The following is a 17,102-nucleotide window of genomic DNA, read 5'->3' on the forward strand; positions in this document are numbered from 1 at the left end:
GTACGAAAGTTCCGTCTAGGTCACTCATTCCTAAAACACAATCCGTTAGGATGAAGTACCGTTATTATGCCCGCGACAATAGCGGGCATTTTTGTATTTTGACGCCGTTTACGCAACGAATGTGAGAAGCGGAGTCTTTTTGTGAGTTCACAACGTTGGCTGTGGAGAAACCGATGTTTGATTCAGATCTCTGGTCTTGAAAAGGATGTTGGCTCTAGGGAGAAAGATTTGAAAACCACCAAAACCAAGAAAATAAAGAAACAACACGAACGCGCATACGAACTGCTTGCTGAGGCGGCTTACTCAGATCCATTTGCGGCGCTGGGTCCATTCATTGACGACGAAGCTTCGCTGAGAGTTTGGATGCCGGGCGCAAACAAGGTTGAACTGCTTGTTAATGGTGAACCTCGCGTGGCGCTTGAGCGTGATGGCGACAGCGGTTTCATCTTAAAAGAGCAACGCGATTTACACCTGACCCACTACCGTTTAGCGGTCGATTGGAATGGTGTTGAACAAATTATTGATGACCCGTACCAGTACCACAATATCTACCAAGAGTACGAGCATCTGCATACGCCAAAAGACATGTATCACTACATGGGCGCACACTTTGTCACGCTAGAACGTGGCGGTGAAAACATCTCTGGTGTGCGTTTCCTTGTTTATGCACCACATGCATCTGCTGTTAGCCTTGTGGGTTGCTTCAACCAATGGGATGGCCGTCGTCATCCAATGCAACGCCTAGACTACGGTATCTGGGGCCTATTCATTCCTGGTTTGGAAGAGGGGGTACAATACAAATTTGAGCTCAAAGGGCCAAATGGGGAAGGGCTGCCACACAAACAAGACCCTTGGGGTTTCTATTCTGAGCAATACCCATCGTTCGCATCCATTACCTACGATCACAAGCGTTACCAATGGCAAGATGCGAAATGGCAAAACCGCGCAGTGACACAAAAGCGTGATGAAGCGTTATCGTTTTATGAGCTGCATGCTGGATCATGGAAGCGCGACGAGAACGGTGATTTCCTCAACTACCGCGAACTCGCGGAGCAGTTGGTGCCATACCTTGTGGATATGGGCTACACCCACGTTGAGCTGATGCCTGTGTCTGAGCATCCATTCTATGGTTCATGGGGCTATCAACCCGTTGGCTTATTTGCGCCAACTAGCCGTTACGGCTCTCCGGATGATTTCAAATTCTTCGTGGATGCGTGTCACCAAGCTGGTATCGGTGTGGTGCTGGATTGGGTTCCGGCGCATTTCCCATTGGATGACCACGGTTTAGCAAACTTTGACGGCACACCGCTGTTCCACGACCCGGACCCACGTCGCGGTTGGCACCAAGATTGGAACTCATACATCTATGATTTAGGCCGTGAACATGTGCGTCGCTTCCTTGTATCGAATGCGCTGTACTGGTTTGAACAATTCCATATTGATGGCATTCGCGTGGACGCAGTCGCATCGATGCTCTATCTCGATTATTCACGTAGCCACGATCAGTGGGTCCCGAACGTTGATGGTGGCAACGAAAACTACGACGCAATCGCAACCTTAAAATGGATGAACGAAGAAGTGTACAAGCACTTCCCGAATGCGATGACGATTGCGGAAGAGTCAACGGCGTTTCCGGGGGTGTCTGCGCCAACCTTTATGGGTGGTTTAGGTTTTGGCTTCAAGTGGAATATGGGGTGGATGCACGACAGTCTTTCATACATCAAAGAAGATCCTGTTCACCGCAAATACCACCACAATACCATCACCTTCCCGCTGGTTTATGCGCACAGCGAAAACTACGTCTTGTCTCTCTCTCACGATGAGGTGGTGTACGGCAAAGGATCTATCCATAACAAGATGCCGGGTGATGAATGGCAGCAAACTGCAAACCTACGTGCATACTACGGTTACATGTATGGTCAACCGGGCAAAAAGCTGAACTTCATGGGCGCGGAAATCGGCCAAACGGCGGAGTGGAACCACGATGATCAGTTGCAATGGTTCTTGCTGGAATATGAGCGTCATCAAGGTGTCCAAAAGCTGATGCGAGATTTGAACCACTTGTACCGAAATGAAGCGGCGATGCACGATCAAGATTGTGTTCCTGCTGGTTTTGAGTGGCGTCTACAAGACGAAGCGGATGCGAGTATCCTAGCGCACGAGCGTATCAGTCAAGAAGGTGAGCGTATTCTCATCATCACCAACTTTACGCCCGTACCACACGAGCGTTTTCGTTTAGGCGTTCCAAATGTAGGTCAATACGAACTACTGCTGAACACGGACGACAGCAAATACGGCGGCAGCGATTTTAAAGTGCTAACCAGTGTGAAAACGGAAAAAGTCGAAAGTGAATCACTGCCTCAATCACTTGAGCTTCGTTTACCACCACTTTCAACCGTGTTCTACAAGCTGAATAAATAATTCAGTCTAATCAAATTCTAAGCCCGTTTTACAATGTAAATCGGGCTTTTTTTGACCTATTTTTTACCTCGAAAACTTGTTGTTCCTGATTGAATCAGGCAAGCTCGCTGGTTTGTTTATCATCAATCGCTAATGCATTGGGGAACCACACATGTTGAAAAGGCTTAAGTCATTTCTGTTTAAAATGGTGTTGATATTACTGATCGCCCCAGTTCTTTTGGTTGGTATGATGAAATATGTCGATCCACCAATATGGGGATGGAAGTTAAGCCGCATTGTTGCGCCACCAAAGAACTATCCAGACAGCAGCCAACACGAATGGGTATCCTTGTCGCGTATCTCAAAAAATATGCAGTTAGCGGTGATTGCGACCGAAGACCAAAAATTCCCTCATCATTATGGTGTCGATTTCGAGTCGCTATTCGACGTGATTTCCGAGGCTGGTGATAATGGTCCGTCGAGAGGCGCGAGCACCATTACCCAACAAGCCGCGAAAAATGTGTTTTTGTTTCCGTCTCACTCATACGTTCGCAAGGCTTACGAGCTTTACTTTGCCTTACTGATGGAGCTGATGTGGAGTAAAGAGCGTATTCTAGAAGTGCATCTAAATGTGGTTGAATTTGGTCCCGGTATTTACGGAGCCGAAGCAGCGGCGCAGAATTACTTTGGTGTCAGTGCAAAGCAACTCTCGAAGTGGCAAGCAGCGCGTTTAGCCGTGGTGTTGCCAAACCCATATCGAATCAAAGTCTACCCACAAAGTGAGTACACTGCTCGCCGCACAAGATGGGCGATGAATCAAATGAGCAATCTTGGCAGCGTGCAACTTTAACTCCCTCAATCTATTGCACTTAAATAGAACTACGCCCCTATATCAATAAAATGTGAAGCGTCACAAGCTTTAGGGCGTAGCCTTTCAGAATGATGTGCTCAGTTTTTCATCCATTTACTATTAGTGTGAATAAAAATACAACACGAATACTGCGCCTATGCGCAACCAATGGACTGAACGATGAAACTGAATCTGATTACGACTACCTTATTGCTTGCATCGGCAAGTGCCATCGCCGAGCCAAACATCACCATTTCTACCACGACCAACAGCCGTGACTTTCCGTTAAGTGCAGAGCAGCCTTTGGTTGTGCCATTAACCAAAGATGGCTATACGCTCAAAATCACGGGTGTTGAAGGCGACTGTGTCGCGCCTGACGGTCAAAAGGTCAAATTCAACAAACCTATCGCGCTGAACTGTGGAAAGCCAACAGAACTGCCATTAAAAATCCGCTTTACTGGCGATTACTCTTTTGCTTTTGATGCGGAAGCGAAAACATTGCGCTTCAAGCGTGAACCTAAGAAAGCCACCAAGACAGAATTCAAACGCCCAATCCCACAAGTGCAATGTGAGGTTTATCAAGGCGGCGAAGTCACCATTGCGCTGGGTGACAGTTTCCCCGATGGCACCAAGTTGCGTGATGCTTACTCTGGGCAGATGGTCGAAGTAAAAGATCAGCAAGTATCGCTGACGCCGAGCAAAGATTCCGGCGGTTTGGTGCTACTAGAGCCAGTGAAGAAAACCAAAGAAGCAGTGCCGTTTGATTACCGCAATGCCAACATTTACTTCGTGATGGTTGACCGTTTCAACAACGCCGATACCAGCAATGACAACAGCTATGGGCGTAAGAAAGACGGCAAAGAAGAGATCGGCACCTTCCACGGCGGTGACCTAAAAGGCGTGATCGAAAAGCTAGATTACATCAATAGCCTAGGTACCGATGCGATTTGGTTATCGCCAATCGTTGAGCAAGTACACGGTTTTGTGGGTGGCGGCGATAGCGGCTCATTCCCATTCTACGCTTACCACGGTTACTGGACGCGTGACTTTACCAAGATTGATGAGAACTTCGGTAACGAAGCTGATCTGAAAAAGCTGGTGGAAGAGGCACACAAACGTGGCCTTAAAGTCTTGATGGACGCAGTAATCAACCACACCGGTTACTCAACGTTAGCCGATTTGCAATTTGACGGTATTGAGGTGTTAAAACCAAACGCTGATTTACCGAATAAGTGGGGTGACTGGCAACCAAAAGCGGGTGAAAATTGGCATAGCTATCACCAGAATATTGATTACCAGAGTCCAAACTGGGCGAAATGGTGGGGCGGTGACTGGGTAAGAACAGGTCTACCGGGATACCCAGCTCCGGGCAGCAGTGATATCACCATGTCATTGGCGGGTTTGCCTGACTTTATCACTGAATCAGACAAAGCCGTGAAGCCAGCTCAATGGCTATTGGATAACCCTGGCACTCGCGTTGAGGCGCGTGATAATTACACCGTCTCGGACTACCTAATTGAGTGGCAAACTGATTGGGTGAAACGCTTTGGTATTGATGGGTACCGTGTCGACACGGTGAAGCACGTTGAAGGCGATGTGTGGAAACGCTTGAAAGAAGAGGCATCAAGCAGCCTTGAGCAGTGGCGTAAAGAGAACGGTAAGTCAGGTCAGCTGTTCTGGATGATGGGCGAAGTCTGGGGACACACCGCGTATCGCAGCCCTTATTTCGATGATGGTTTTGACGCGTTGATCAACTTCGATATGCAGAAGAAGCTAGACAAAGGCGCGGCTTGCTTTAGCCAAATGGCAGACACTTACCAAAGCTATGCGGACACTATCGCGAACGAGAAAGACTTCAACCCAGTCAGTTACATGTCTTCTCACGATACCGAGCTGTTCTTCTCTCGCTTCAAAGATTACGGTATGCAGCGTAACGCCGCGAATGCACTGCTTCTGAGTCCTGGTGCTGTTCAGGTTTATTATGGTGATGAAGTTGGCCGTAACATTGGTCCTTACGCGGATGATTTCCACCAAGGCACACGTTCTGACATGGTGTGGAAGCTATCGGATGAGAAGAAAGCGCTGCTCAAACACTGGCAAACTCTTGGTCAGTTCCGTAAAGCGCACCCAGCGATTGGTGCGGGTCAGCATCAAGTAATTGAACAAGAAGGCGCGTACGTGTTCTCTCGCTCGCTTGGCAATGACAAAGTCATTGTGGCGTTTGTGGGTCGCGAAAAGTAGTTAGAACTTCGTTTTAAGCCTAGATAGAAAAAGCCCTTCCTTGAGTTATCAGGGAAGGGCTTTGTTGTTTTAGTTCGCCAGTTCTTGGTCGATGACTTTTTCTAGCTCGTCAAACGGCACATAGCCAGGAATGACTTGATCATTAATGATCAACGCAGGCGTGCCGCGTAAACCAAGTTGCGTGAAATACTGATAGTTTTTATCAAGCAACGCCTTGGTCTCTTTGTCGTCGACAAGCTGCGCTTCTGTCCCCGTTTTTTTCGCGATTTGATTTAAGGAACGTGCGTCATGTGCGCCCGGTTTTTTCACCAATAACTCATGCACTTGTTCGTACTTATCTCGCTGGTTTTGCCAAACATTTAATGCGTAACTTGCCGAGTTGTAGCCGTTTTTCTCGTATTGTTCTTTAAAAGAGACATTGAGGTTAAGCACTTTTACCTGCGGATATTCCTTACCAACTTTGACCAGCTCTCCTTCTAAACGTTTACAAAAAGGGCAGCTGTAGTCTGTTACGTTAATAATGGTTAACTCAGGGTTTTCAGCACCAAAAGAGGAATGTTTGCCATCACTTAGATATTGACGAACCTCCTTCAAGGTGTCGCCAAATGACTGTTGATACGCAATGTACTCTTGAAGGTTTTGGTGCAATGAATCAAGAATTTGAGGGTTTTCTTTTAGTATCTGAGTAACTTCCTCTAGCTTTTGTTCTGCGGTCTTTTCTGATGCGAAAGATACGGCAGATACGATAGCCATCGTTAACGCCAAAAGTGTACGAGTGAATGTCATAATATTTCCTAAAACTTTTAAATTTCGTTGTTTGTTATGTGAAGTGAATAAAATATGTACAAAAGTCAGGCAGAAAGGTCTCTCGCCTTGCTGGCTTTATTCTCTAAACACGCAAAGCTTTAGGTGAACCCGATACTTTTCCGGTATCGGTTCTGTGTATTCCAGATAGCGAATTGCTGTGGTTGTCATCGGCAGCGCCACAATCAAAGCAAACAGAAAAAATGGAATAAGAATATGATCAAACTGATGTTGGTACGCTTGAACCAACTTTTCTGAAAGGTCGCAAGATGGTGATAAATTCACGCTTTCATCTTGCTGACTCTGTATTTGGTGAGCCTTTGGGCAGCTTTTCGAGAAACCAGAATTTTGGCTTAAGCATATCATCACCACCCAAAGCACGAGGGCGAGTGTCCATTTGGCTATTTTATATTGTGAGCGTAACAATGGGTCGTATAGTCCTGTTAATTCTGGTTTATGCCGTTTACATATGACCGGACCATCCTAACCTAAATTTCGTGGCTGAATGTTACTTTCGAGTTAATCGATATTGCCTCAATGCCAAAGTATGAAGTACGTCATGAATGTTGTAGAAAGCAATATTCGTCAGAATCATTTTTTGAGTTGATGAAGAAGTCGTGAGCTATCGACATAGATTAATATACCTAATTGTTAGCACAAATTTTTATTATCTTTCAATTGTGATTGAAATCATAAAACAAAACTTCATAACTGAGTCGCGATAATGTTCGGCAGGCGGATTGATTTTGATCATCTCTCTAGCACATTATTCAGGTGAACATATGTGTTAAGTTCCACATGTGTAGGTAATGTTATGAAAATTCCTGTTCAAACTGAGCGTAAAGTTACACTGGGGTGCTACGTTGCTCTGGCGTTTGCGGTTGTGTTCTTTTCTGGCCTGATGCAATCTAGCGAATGGTACGGTGTATTCGACTTTACAACGCTCAATGGCTCTTTCGGCAAGGTGGCGTATGGTGTCACCGAAACGGCTGACGGTGTGCAAGTTGCAACAACGTCGCTTCGCGGTACTGGTGGTAGCGGTGCTCGTGACGGTTTCATTTTCGCACTTACTTTGATTCCAACTGTTATGTTCGCCTTAGGTATGATCAACGTACTTGAGCACTACGGTGCACTTGAAGCCGCTCGTAAGCTTCTTACTCCTCTACTACGTCCTCTAATGGGCATCCCTGGTAACTCTGGTCTGGCTTTAATTGCTTCTCTACAAAGTACCGATGCAGGTGCGGCTATGACGCGTCAACTAAAAGATGAAGGTCACCTAACTAAGCGTGAAACGGACGTATTTACCATGTTCCAGTTCACTGCGGGTGCAACCATCGTGAACTTCTTCTCATCGGGTGCGGTATTGTTCACGTTGACGATGGCTGACGGCTCTCTAGCAGTAACTTCTTCTATTGGTTTGGCGGTTGTGGTGATGTTCGCGTTTAAGATCATTGGTGCGAACCTGTTCCGTATCTACCTAAACATGACGGAAGGTAAAGAAGACAAGCAAGACCAAAACAAATCAGATAACCTAAAAGAGGAGACGGCATAATGGGTGACGTTAAAGCGAAAAAACCAATGGTGACGGATATTTTCGTTGAAGGTGCTAAGAAAGGTTGGGTAATTGCGACTACCTCTACGGTGCCTAACGTATTAATGGCGTTCGTTATCATCAAAGCGCTGCAAATCACTGGTGCGCTGGATCTGATGGGCACTGTGTTTTCTCCAATCATGGCAGTGTTTGGTCTTCCGGGTGAAGCAGCAGCGGTATTGATCGGGGCTTGGATGTCGATGGGCGGCGCGGTTGGCGTAGTGATTACACTGTTTGACCAAGGTATCCTGAACGGCACGCACATTGCGATTCTTGCGCCTGCAATTTATCTAATGGGCTCTCAGGTTCAGTACATGGGTCGAATTATGGGACCTATCGGTACTGAAGGTCGTTATATCCCAATTATGATTGCGATTTCCGTATTGAACGCATTTGGCGCAATGCTAGTCATGAACTTGTTTGTTTAGGGGGCAATCATGCAGTTTTCTCTCAATGAATATCTCGAAGAACTTCGTCCTCTCATCAATGTCGATTGTGGCACGTACACGACTGATGGCATTGAGTTTATCGCTTCTCAATTTGAAGAGAAGTACCAAGCGATGTCAGGTTGGAGCGTAAAACGCATCGACTGTGGCAGAGCGGGCATCGGTCTTGAAGTTCGAAACAAGCCTGAGGCTGAGCAAGTTGACGTGATGCTGATTGGTCACATGGATACAGTGTTCCCTGTCGGCACCGCTGGATTACGTCCTATGTCTCAAGACGCTGACAAAGCGTACGGTCCGGGTGTCTCGGATATGAAATCTGGCTTGCTGAATATTGTGTACGCGATGCGTAACCTCGACCAAGCGGTGTTGGATAAACTGTCGATTTGTATCTGCATGAACCCAGACGAAGAAACTGGATCGTTAGATTCGGTCGACTGGATTCAATCTGTTGCAAAAAACGCGAAAAACGTATTGGTGGCAGAAGCAGCACGCGCAGACGGAGGTTTAGTCAAAGCGCGCAAAGGCATGGCGCGTTACAAAATCACGTTTAATGGCATTGCAGCCCACGCTGGCAACGAGCCAGAAAATGGCCGCAGTGCAATTACCGAGATGGCGAACTGGATTCTCGCAATCAATGCCATGACGAACTTCGAATCTGGCACCACATTAAACGTGGGTATTGTGTCTGGCGGTAACGGCGCAAACATCGTCCCTGAGCACGCTGAAGCGATCGTGGATGTGCGTTTCTGGAGTAATGAAGAATACGATGATGTCGATAGCAAGCTAAACGGCATGCTGGAAACACCATTCGTTGATGGCGTTAGCATCGAGTTGGTTCGTGAAGCTTACAAACCCTCTATGGTGCCAAGCACGCAAACTGAAAGCTTGATGGCATTAGTTGAAGAAGCAGCAAGTGAACTGTCTATTGACATCAACTGGAAAGAAGTGGGTGGCGGCTCTGATGCAAACAATACGGCAATTCTTGGCGTTCCAACTTTGGATGGTCTAGGACCTATCGGTGCAGGTTTCCACAGTGACCAAGAGTACTTGTTGCTTGAGTCTATCGAACCACGTATCAAAATGCTGATGCGTGTATTGGAGAAGATTGCTCAATAGGGCATTCTGCTTTTAAAGCTTGGTTCCCAAAGCTTTTGGCTTCAACCTTTTGGTTTGCAAGACTTTTTGTTTCCAAGGCAATAATCCCCGGACTTCGGTTTGGGGATTTTTCTATCTGTGTTTCACTTTACTATCATTTCTTGTTATTAATCTTGCGTTCAGGTTCGATTTATTAATATGTTGGACATAGTCATAAATTTCGGAGGCAACGATGACCACAACAATGTCTGTAAAATCGGCGCCGAAAGACGCCAAAGATCAAACGATGCAAGCGCCAGATGAGAAAACATTCTGGCGAAAAATGAAAGGGTCGGTTAAGAAAGCGGGTGAAGAAATTGCCGTAATGGGCATTAAATCATGGCTCGCGATGACAGATTCCAACACCGCCGTTCGCCACAAGGCTATACTAGGTGGCGCGCTGGCTTACTTCGTCCTACCAACAGATATGGTGCCAGACGTACTAGCTGGCGTCGGTTTTACCGATGATATGGCGGCACTTACCTTAGCCGCGAACTCAGTCGGTAATGCCATCACTAAAGAACACGAAGCACAAGCCAGAGAAAAACTGAATTCGATGTCTGATTAAGTTGAAAGTTTATTTTACAGCACTAATAGCCATTTGTGCTGCTCGATAAAGTTTTCCAAATACCATAAGAAAAACGTTTCTAATAAACTTTGCAGACATATCTTCAATTGCTGTTACTGGTTTTCCAATAAACACCAGCATATGGCCTAACAGCCCTTTGACTTGTGATTCTCTTACTTTAGAAGCTTTAGCTACTTTTTCTATATTTCTGGCGAGTATATCATAAAATGTCATTCCAGTAGATACTGTGGCTTGGGCTGCTATTGCTGCAAACAAGCCAGTATCTTTTAATAAGGTTATTAAGGCTGATTGAATTCTTTCTGACCAATACTCTGTAAATGATGCTTGGTTTCTGTGCTCAAACTTAAATCTAGTAGGTGTATACAAGTATTTGTTAGACCTGACTTTTATCGCTCCCCACGTTTCGGAGTTAGCATTGTCTAAATACCCTAAATTTGTTTCGCTAGACATACTATGAGCACTTATATTAAAGCCAGTACTAGCGTCTAAGCGGTACTCATCTCCATTGTGTGGTGCATGAATAAATGGCCAGACAGGTACTTTAGGTACAGGATCTGCGCCATGAGTACAGCGGTATACTTTGTCGTTACTTTTACTAGATTTACGGGAATATTGTTCTAAACCTACTCTAGGTGCGCCAAAAGTATATAAATTCACTCTTAATGAATACTCTTCTCTAAGCCAATCAGAACATAATGAAGCCAGAGCCCCTCCTAAACTATGCCCAACACAGTGAACACGTCTAGGTAAACGTTGGCATTGCTGTAAATACTGTTTAATACTAGGTTTGATGCTTGAAAATGAATTAATAAACCCAGAGTGAGCAATAGAGCCATTTGGAGCGCCTTTGAGGCCTACATTTAGGTTAGTTACCCAATCATTGGCATTTTGTGTCCCTCTAATGGAAATTACTAAATCTCCCTTATATTTTCCTTTTCCAACTCCAATTACCGCAAACGCTTCAGATGTTCTCATTACACCAGGTATCACTTTTCTAAACAATGGGATACGATCTAATCCTGTTATACCTCCAGTTCGGCCACTAAAAACATCTTGCTGCGAAAATACAAAGTGTTTTTCAAAACCGTCTTGTCCCATAAAGGCTAGTCTCCCTTGTCCCTGGTATACTCCATACGGTATGTTCGCGATCTCTGATGCAAGTTTTGGTGTTAAAGACGGCATTACGTATCCTCCGTAAACTCTGTTTTATATAAAAATCCATTTAAATTGCAGTTGCTAATAACCATTAGATCTCGAGCATTATCTAGGTTGATATTCTTGAAAAAGTACCGGAATTCTTTGTTTTCAATTTCACAGTAAAGGTTATTTAGGTTGTCTTCTATAAATATAGGTGGTGAAACGTAGTTTAACTGGGACTCCCAAATATATTTCTTTTCTTCATTTATATAGGTATATATACCTATATATGAATATGTTTGATTTAAAGCTGATTCTTTGAATCTTTGAGAATGTATGACAGGTTTGAAATTAAATTCACCTAACTCATTGGTGGTTGAACTTCTCTTGTAAGTATTCTTTAAAAAACTAGCTTCCAAGTAGACGGTGACATTTTCTAGAGGCGTTTTATCAACAACTAAAGTGCCCTTTATCTCTGGGCTTAATGTATATTTAAATTTATTAAAAAAACCGAACATACTTTCGTTAAAACCTAATGTAAGTATTGAAAATGAGAAAGTGAATAAAAAAATACTACTTTTAAACATGAGTTTATGATGTGTATCTTAGTGCAAACTTAATTATCAGACTACTATCTATCACCATTTGGTTTTGAGCTTTAATTTAATAATGGAATTTGCATCTCGCTATTATGAAAATGTCTGTTATATCACTTTCAAATTGATAATAATGGATGAGGAATCCTAACTATTCAGAAGAGTTATTATCTTAGTCTAGCTACTTGCTGATTCGTAACTAAGAGAAGTCTAGGAGCAATTATAATTGTAACTTAACCCTTTTGACGTTTGATTGGAAACGAAAAAACCACCTTACAATTAGGTGGTTTTCGCTTAGACAGGATAATTTAATCGTAGAACGATTTAGGCGTCAGCGCGTTTAAGATGCACTTCTTCTTCGGCTACGCCTGCCATTGGGTCGTTGAAGCGAGCCTCATCCAATGCACCCTCTGATTTTGCAACGATGACGGTTACAGCACTGTCACCAGTGATATTTACCGCGGTACGAATCATATCAAGAAGACGGTCAACACCCATGATGAGCGCGATACCTTCAAGCGGCAGACCAACTTGGTTCAATACCATAGCAAGCATGACAAGACCCACACCAGGAACACCTGCGGTACCGATAGACGCCAGAGTTGCCGTCATGATAACCATTAGGTAATCGCCCATAGTTAAATCAATATTGAAAGCTTGAGCAATAAACGCAGTTGCTACGCCCTGCATGATCGCCGTACCGTCCATGTTCACGGTTGCACCAAGTGGTACTGTGAACGATGATACACGGTTCTCAACACCCATGCGGTGCTTTGCTGTTTCCATTGTCACTGGAATCGTCGCGTTCGATGATGCTGTAGAAAAAGCAAACATGATCGCGTCTTCCATCTTACGTAGGAACGTAATTGGGTTTAGACCTGTGAAACCTTTTAACATTAAGCTGTAAGTAACTAGACCGTGTAGGACAAGCGTACCAGCCAGTACTAAGAAGTACTCTGCCAGATTGACGATCGCGCCCAGACCAAGACCAGTAAATAGCTTCGCCATTAAGAAGAACACCCCATAAGGCGCCAAGTTCATCAAAATCGCGACCAGTTTCATGATCACTTCATTCAGATCAGAGAAGAATGCTGCGATGCGTTCGCCTGGCTTACCCGCTGCACTGATCGCGATACCGAATAGCACGGCGAACACGATAACTTGCAGAGTTTTACCTTCTGCCATTGCGCTGATTGGGTTGGTCGGGAACATATCGATGATAACCTGACCTAAAGATGGCGCTTCAGCTGATTTGAATGAACTTGCTGCCGTTAGATCTGCCCCTGCACCTGGCTGGAATAGAGTACCCATAGTTAGAGCAAGCGTAATCGCGATAGCCGTTGTCGTAACGTAGAAAGCGAGGGTTTTACCGCCCATGCGACCCAGTGTAGAGAGGTCTTTGAGAGAGCTAGTACCACAAACTAACGAAACAAATACTAGCGGTACAACAAGCATTTTTAAGCTGGCAACGAAGATCTGTCCACCAACTTCGAATAATCCATTAACAATGTATGCGTCGACAAATCCGTTGTCGGCAAAAAGTGTGCGAATTGCAAATCCTGTCAAGATACCCGCAACCATACCTAAAATTACGCGGCTGGTAAGCGACATCGGTTTCTTGGTATTCATGAGAACACTCCTTATAGTTATGCACCTTGAGTTCACTTCAAAGCGGCGAGCAGATTAGCAGCGGAGTGAGAAAATACGAAAGAATAATCCTCTAAATGGTTAATAGATGTGAACTTTATCACTAATAAAAATGGGATTTTAACCAAATATTAACGAATTGGCCGGATGAAAAGTTTGTATTTTAACACTTTTATCGAATATACAACCGATAACAAAGAGGATTTACAATAAATTTTAATAAGAGATAGAGTGCATACTCTCTTTGAGTGAATGCATTTCTGCATAACTATTTAAGTTATATTCAGGCTAGCGGTCGCCTCTTTAGGGATAATTTAGTATTGAGTGTTCATCAGAGCCAACGAACCCTTTATGCTTTCATATTTGTCAACTCAATGATGGTTGGCAAGTGTAGTTAGTTGGAGGTGATCCCAGCTCCAATAACTTTGACTGGTATTTTTAATCCCTCCAACCCAATAGCATTGTTTCGCTCGTATTAAGCCTTCCAAACACTGCTTGCCAGCCTCAGTGATACGGACGCTTTGTTCCCACCAGTGCCTTTCACGTGACTCAATCGTGATCAAAGGTGTTTGACACTGTGCTAGAGGGAGGAGTAACGCGTAAAACATCACGTCTCCTAGGTAAGGAAGAGGTTCTAGTTGTTGATATTGCTCAAACCAATCTTTGATGGGAATTGAACGATTTTGCGAGCTCAAGACCTTTAGTGCGAGGTGTTGTGTCAAGCTCAATCCAGTTTGTGAATTAGGTAACTCTTGCAAATGGCGTTTAAGCACGTTGAATATATTGGGCAAGCAATCCAGGTTATGCTGCTGAATCAAATTAACTATGGAAATAGGTGTCGGTGATGTAATAGCGTGCCAACACCGTTTAGCCTGACTGAATAATTTTGCTGTCACAGGTTTACGGTATCGCCAACAAGAACGAATAGCTTCTTCAGGCAACTGCCCAAAGCCGATGAATCGCTCAGTGCCCGGGAACTGGTTCAACTCAATGATCTCTATCACTTTATTCTCTACATTCTCTAACTGTGTTAGAGCACGAATTAGCATTAATTGATCATAGCTGTCATGTTCGACCCAAAAGACGATTCGTTCAAATACATCGCTTTGCAACAAATCGAGGTTTGATTGTTCCAATGTGACTATATCTTGAACCGAGTCTTCACGCTTCATCACGGGCAGCAGAGTCTCTACGACATATTGGGCACGAATGGCAAGGAAGTTCTGCGGTGTTGTTGGTATGGGGCCAATACAAAGCGGATCGATCAGGGCTAAAAATGTCCCTTCAAATCCACTGGCTTTAAGCTGTTGTTGTATATCGTGACCGCAACGAACGTGTAGCGTTTTTACTTTCGCATCTAGGGGCGGTTGTTGTTGTTTGATGGCTAGTTTGTGCGCTTCTAGCTCTTCGACATGAGCTTTTAGTTTACTCCAACTGGATAAGCCCAGTTCTCTTGCGAGTGCATGTTGAACGTCAGCCAATTGAATTGTATTGGGAGCCAAAGATTCTGGCTTGGAGTGAAATCGCTTAACTAACTCCAACGTAGCGTCATCGTGTAGGCGGATAGCTTTGAGCCTTTTTTTAGCAATGGATTTTTGCTGATTGATATTGATCGAGAAGCTATTTGTAGAGTTCATATTTCACCTTTCTTATTTCTTCCACACTCGCCTAAATAGAAGCTAAAAAGAAGGTAAAAACAGATTGTGCCTGCTAAACCAAGCAGGTGAGGATATTGCCGTGAACCGAGTTCTTTCCGCGAGTGTTGGGTGCTTTAGGCATGAGCAGAGTGATAGTAGGTGGTCGCTATCCTTCGTGCAACCTTTTGTGAGAGTGTAGCGTCACAAAATGGCCGTTTCTCTATGTTTAGGGAGAATCAATAGGCGATAACACTAGCGATTCAACTCAATACCACTGTCGCTAGGCTCGAGTTTCTACACTTTTGAGTAAAGTACGATAAAGCGCTTGAGTAGCAGGACCACTTTTGGCTCCTTTGGGTAAAGTGAGGTGCAGCGCAACTTGATATTGATGGGAGTGTTCGATCTCCAATACTTTAATTTTATCGCTCTTGCGGGCTGCGACTAAGTGCGCTGGTAGCCGACAAAATCCAGCGCCTTGCTCTACGGCGTGAAAAGCGTGGTCGAAGTTATCGACGGTAATACGCTGACGTGCGCGTAACCAACCCACATCTCTTTTCGTTTTGTCTGAATCACCTAAGTCACGGATGACAATTTGGCTGGTGGTTGCAAAATCGTCGATGGAAACATGCGGCTTTTTAGCGAGTGGATGGTGTGCTGCGATTACAGGCAGCATGGTTGTTACGCCAAATGCTTCGGCAGGGTAGTTGGTTATCGGTAAGTTGATGATTGCGATGTCAGCGAGCTCATTTACGACCATTTCGGTTGTTTTGCTCAGTGACGTTTCAACCACTTGAACGGAGGTCGTGTTGTTGTCCTCCAAAAATTGACTGAGTGGTGCATAAAGCCAACAAGGGTCACAAAGATGATCTATTGCGACCGTGATTTGAGATTCCACCCCACTTTTTAACTGCTCGCTGATGACTTCTAGTTCCCGCGCTTGTTCAAGCATGGATTGTGCACGACGCAGTATGGTTTTGCCGTGCTCTGTCAAACCCGCTTTGCGCCCTCGTACTTCGATAAGTTGAATACCAAGTTGGTCTTCTAACTTCCTCACCGAGTAGATCAATGTGGTATGGCTCTTGTTGAGCAGTAAAGCTGCGGATTGAATACTGCCTTCTTGATCAATCGCTTGTAGCGTTTGCCATTGTTCTAAGGTCGTTTTTAGTCTCATGAGTCAATTTTTTAGACAGTTAATGGCAAAATTATGAACTTTTTTGTCAGTTTTATAAAGGTAATAATCTTGTCATCGAAAACGAGTCAATAAGAAGAGGAGACTCAAGATGGCGAAATTATTGCAAGTTGATTTTGAATTTCATGGTCCGTTTGGTGACGAGATGTCGAATGCTCTGGTCGACTTAGCTAAGTCGATTAACCAAGAGCCGGGCATGATTTGGAAAATCTGGACGGAAAACGAAAAAGACAAACTCGGTGGTGGTATCTATCTTTTTGAGGATGAAGCCACGGCGCAAGCTTATCTCGAAATGCATGCCGCACGCTTACGAAAAATGGGCGTAGTCGAAGTACGAGGTCAAATCTTCGATATCAATCTGCCGTTAACGACGATCAATCAAGGGCCTATTGGAGGATAAGGAGATGATGACCAACCGCACTTTTCTAACCGTTCATGGCGTCATATATACGGTATTCGCTTTTGCGTTGTTTTTTGTACCAACCATGATGTGGCCGATGTATGGCGTACAAATTAACGACCAATACGCGCTGTTTTTATCGCAACATACATCGATCTTTTTAGGTGGAATCGCTGCGGTGAGTTTGATGCTACGAGATGTGGAATCTGGTAAGACTGCGAAACAGCTGTTTAAAGCACTATTTATTACTAATGGGTTAGGGGCAGTGATTACTACCTATGCCGGCATTATCGGAGTATTTGTCGGTTTTGGTTGGAGTGACCCAATATTCTTTGTCTTGCTTAGTCTGATTACGTACAAGCAATTAAGAGTGCAATAGAAAAAGCCCTGCTGTTTCTAGCAGGGCTTTGTAATATTTGATTTAATTAGCGATCTAAATTC

16 protein-coding genes are annotated in these 17,102 nt (G+C 44.5%); 9 read left to right on the forward strand and 7 right to left on the reverse strand.

Annotation, left to right across the window (positions count from 1 at the left end; genetic code table 11):
- Positions 1–228: 228 nt before the first annotated feature.
- The 3 genes from glgB (at position 229) to R7Q47_RS01190 (ending at position 5,491) form a co-directional block, all read left to right on the forward strand.
- Positions 229–2,421, forward strand: a complete 2,193-nt coding sequence (glgB, locus tag R7Q47_RS01180; protein WP_411912861.1) for a 1,4-alpha-glucan branching protein GlgB — start codon at positions 229–231, stop codon at positions 2,419–2,421.
- A gap of 151 nt (positions 2,422–2,572) precedes the next feature.
- On the forward strand, positions 2,573–3,250 hold the full coding sequence (gene mtgA, locus R7Q47_RS01185) for a monofunctional biosynthetic peptidoglycan transglycosylase (protein WP_318088560.1): 678 nt from the start codon (positions 2,573–2,575) through the stop codon (positions 3,248–3,250).
- 180 nt (positions 3,251–3,430) lie between these two features.
- Complete coding sequence (locus R7Q47_RS01190) at positions 3,431–5,491, forward strand: alpha-amylase (RefSeq protein ID WP_213962305.1); 2,061 nt, start codon at positions 3,431–3,433, stop codon at positions 5,489–5,491.
- Between the two features lie 69 nt (positions 5,492–5,560).
- On the opposite strand, the gene R7Q47_RS01195 is transcribed toward R7Q47_RS01190, so the two are convergent.
- Together R7Q47_RS01195 and R7Q47_RS01200 are read right to left on the reverse strand one after the other, a co-directional pair.
- Entirely contained in the window at positions 5,561–6,277 is a 717-nt protein-coding gene (locus R7Q47_RS01195) for a DsbA family protein (protein ID WP_025768635.1), read from the reverse strand.
- 96 nt (positions 6,278–6,373) lie between these two features.
- Positions 6,374–6,661 (reverse strand): hypothetical protein, encoded by a 288-nt coding sequence (locus tag R7Q47_RS01200; RefSeq protein ID WP_049872671.1) that lies wholly within the window; start codon positions 6,659–6,661, stop codon positions 6,374–6,376.
- Between the two features lie 448 nt (positions 6,662–7,109).
- Here R7Q47_RS01200 and R7Q47_RS01205 point away from each other — a divergent pair, with 448 nt between their 5' ends.
- From R7Q47_RS01205 to R7Q47_RS01220, 4 genes are all read left to right on the forward strand, one after another.
- The gene (locus R7Q47_RS01205) at positions 7,110–7,847 is read left to right on the forward strand and encodes a nucleoside recognition domain-containing protein (protein WP_213962306.1); all 738 of its coding nucleotides are present in this window, start codon (positions 7,110–7,112) and stop codon (positions 7,845–7,847) included.
- Complete coding sequence (locus R7Q47_RS01210; RefSeq protein WP_053303905.1) at positions 7,847–8,314, forward strand: YjiG family protein; 468 nt, start codon at positions 7,847–7,849, stop codon at positions 8,312–8,314. Before R7Q47_RS01205 ends, R7Q47_RS01210 begins: the two co-directional genes overlap by 1 nt.
- A gap of 9 nt (positions 8,315–8,323) precedes the next feature.
- The gene (locus R7Q47_RS01215; RefSeq protein ID WP_024702187.1) at positions 8,324–9,448 is read left to right on the forward strand and encodes a M20 family metallopeptidase; all 1,125 of its coding nucleotides are present in this window, start codon (positions 8,324–8,326) and stop codon (positions 9,446–9,448) included.
- Between the two features lie 211 nt (positions 9,449–9,659).
- On the forward strand, positions 9,660–10,034 hold the full coding sequence (locus R7Q47_RS01220) for a YkvA family protein (RefSeq protein ID WP_064354966.1): 375 nt from the start codon (positions 9,660–9,662) through the stop codon (positions 10,032–10,034).
- Between the two features lie 9 nt (positions 10,035–10,043).
- Here R7Q47_RS01220 and R7Q47_RS01225 read toward each other — a convergent pair whose 3' ends face one another.
- The 5 genes from R7Q47_RS01225 to R7Q47_RS01245 all read right to left on the reverse strand — a co-directional run bounded on the left by R7Q47_RS01225 (position 10,044) and on the right by R7Q47_RS01245 (position 16,243).
- Positions 10,044–11,153 (reverse strand): lipase family protein, encoded by a 1,110-nt coding sequence (locus R7Q47_RS01225; protein ID WP_239945520.1) that lies wholly within the window; start codon positions 11,151–11,153, stop codon positions 10,044–10,046.
- Between the two features lie 83 nt (positions 11,154–11,236).
- Positions 11,237–11,779: a DUF6795 domain-containing protein gene (locus tag R7Q47_RS01230; RefSeq protein WP_025505354.1), complete on the reverse strand. Its 543-nt coding sequence runs from the start codon at positions 11,777–11,779 to the stop codon at positions 11,237–11,239.
- 333 nt (positions 11,780–12,112) lie between these two features.
- Entirely contained in the window at positions 12,113–13,417 is a 1,305-nt protein-coding gene (locus R7Q47_RS01235) for a dicarboxylate/amino acid:cation symporter (protein WP_017820133.1), read from the reverse strand.
- A gap of 389 nt (positions 13,418–13,806) precedes the next feature.
- On the reverse strand, positions 13,807–15,072 hold the full coding sequence (locus tag R7Q47_RS01240; protein WP_154204042.1) for a DUF1835 domain-containing protein: 1,266 nt from the start codon (positions 15,070–15,072) through the stop codon (positions 13,807–13,809).
- A 280-nt stretch (positions 15,073–15,352) separates the two neighbouring features.
- Positions 15,353–16,243: a LysR family transcriptional regulator gene (locus R7Q47_RS01245; protein WP_140058189.1), complete on the reverse strand. Its 891-nt coding sequence runs from the start codon at positions 16,241–16,243 to the stop codon at positions 15,353–15,355.
- A gap of 109 nt (positions 16,244–16,352) precedes the next feature.
- Between R7Q47_RS01245 and R7Q47_RS01250 the strand changes: the two genes are divergently transcribed.
- A complete protein-coding gene (locus R7Q47_RS01250) occupies positions 16,353–16,661 on the forward strand; it encodes a monooxygenase (RefSeq protein ID WP_213962309.1) in 309 nt (102 codons plus the stop codon).
- 7 nt (positions 16,662–16,668) lie between these two features.
- Complete coding sequence (locus tag R7Q47_RS01255; protein WP_213962501.1) at positions 16,669–17,040, forward strand: hypothetical protein; 372 nt, start codon at positions 16,669–16,671, stop codon at positions 17,038–17,040.
- Positions 17,041–17,102: the final 62 nt, after the last annotated feature.

It is taken from the genome of Vibrio sp. Vb0349 (genome assembly GCF_033338975.1).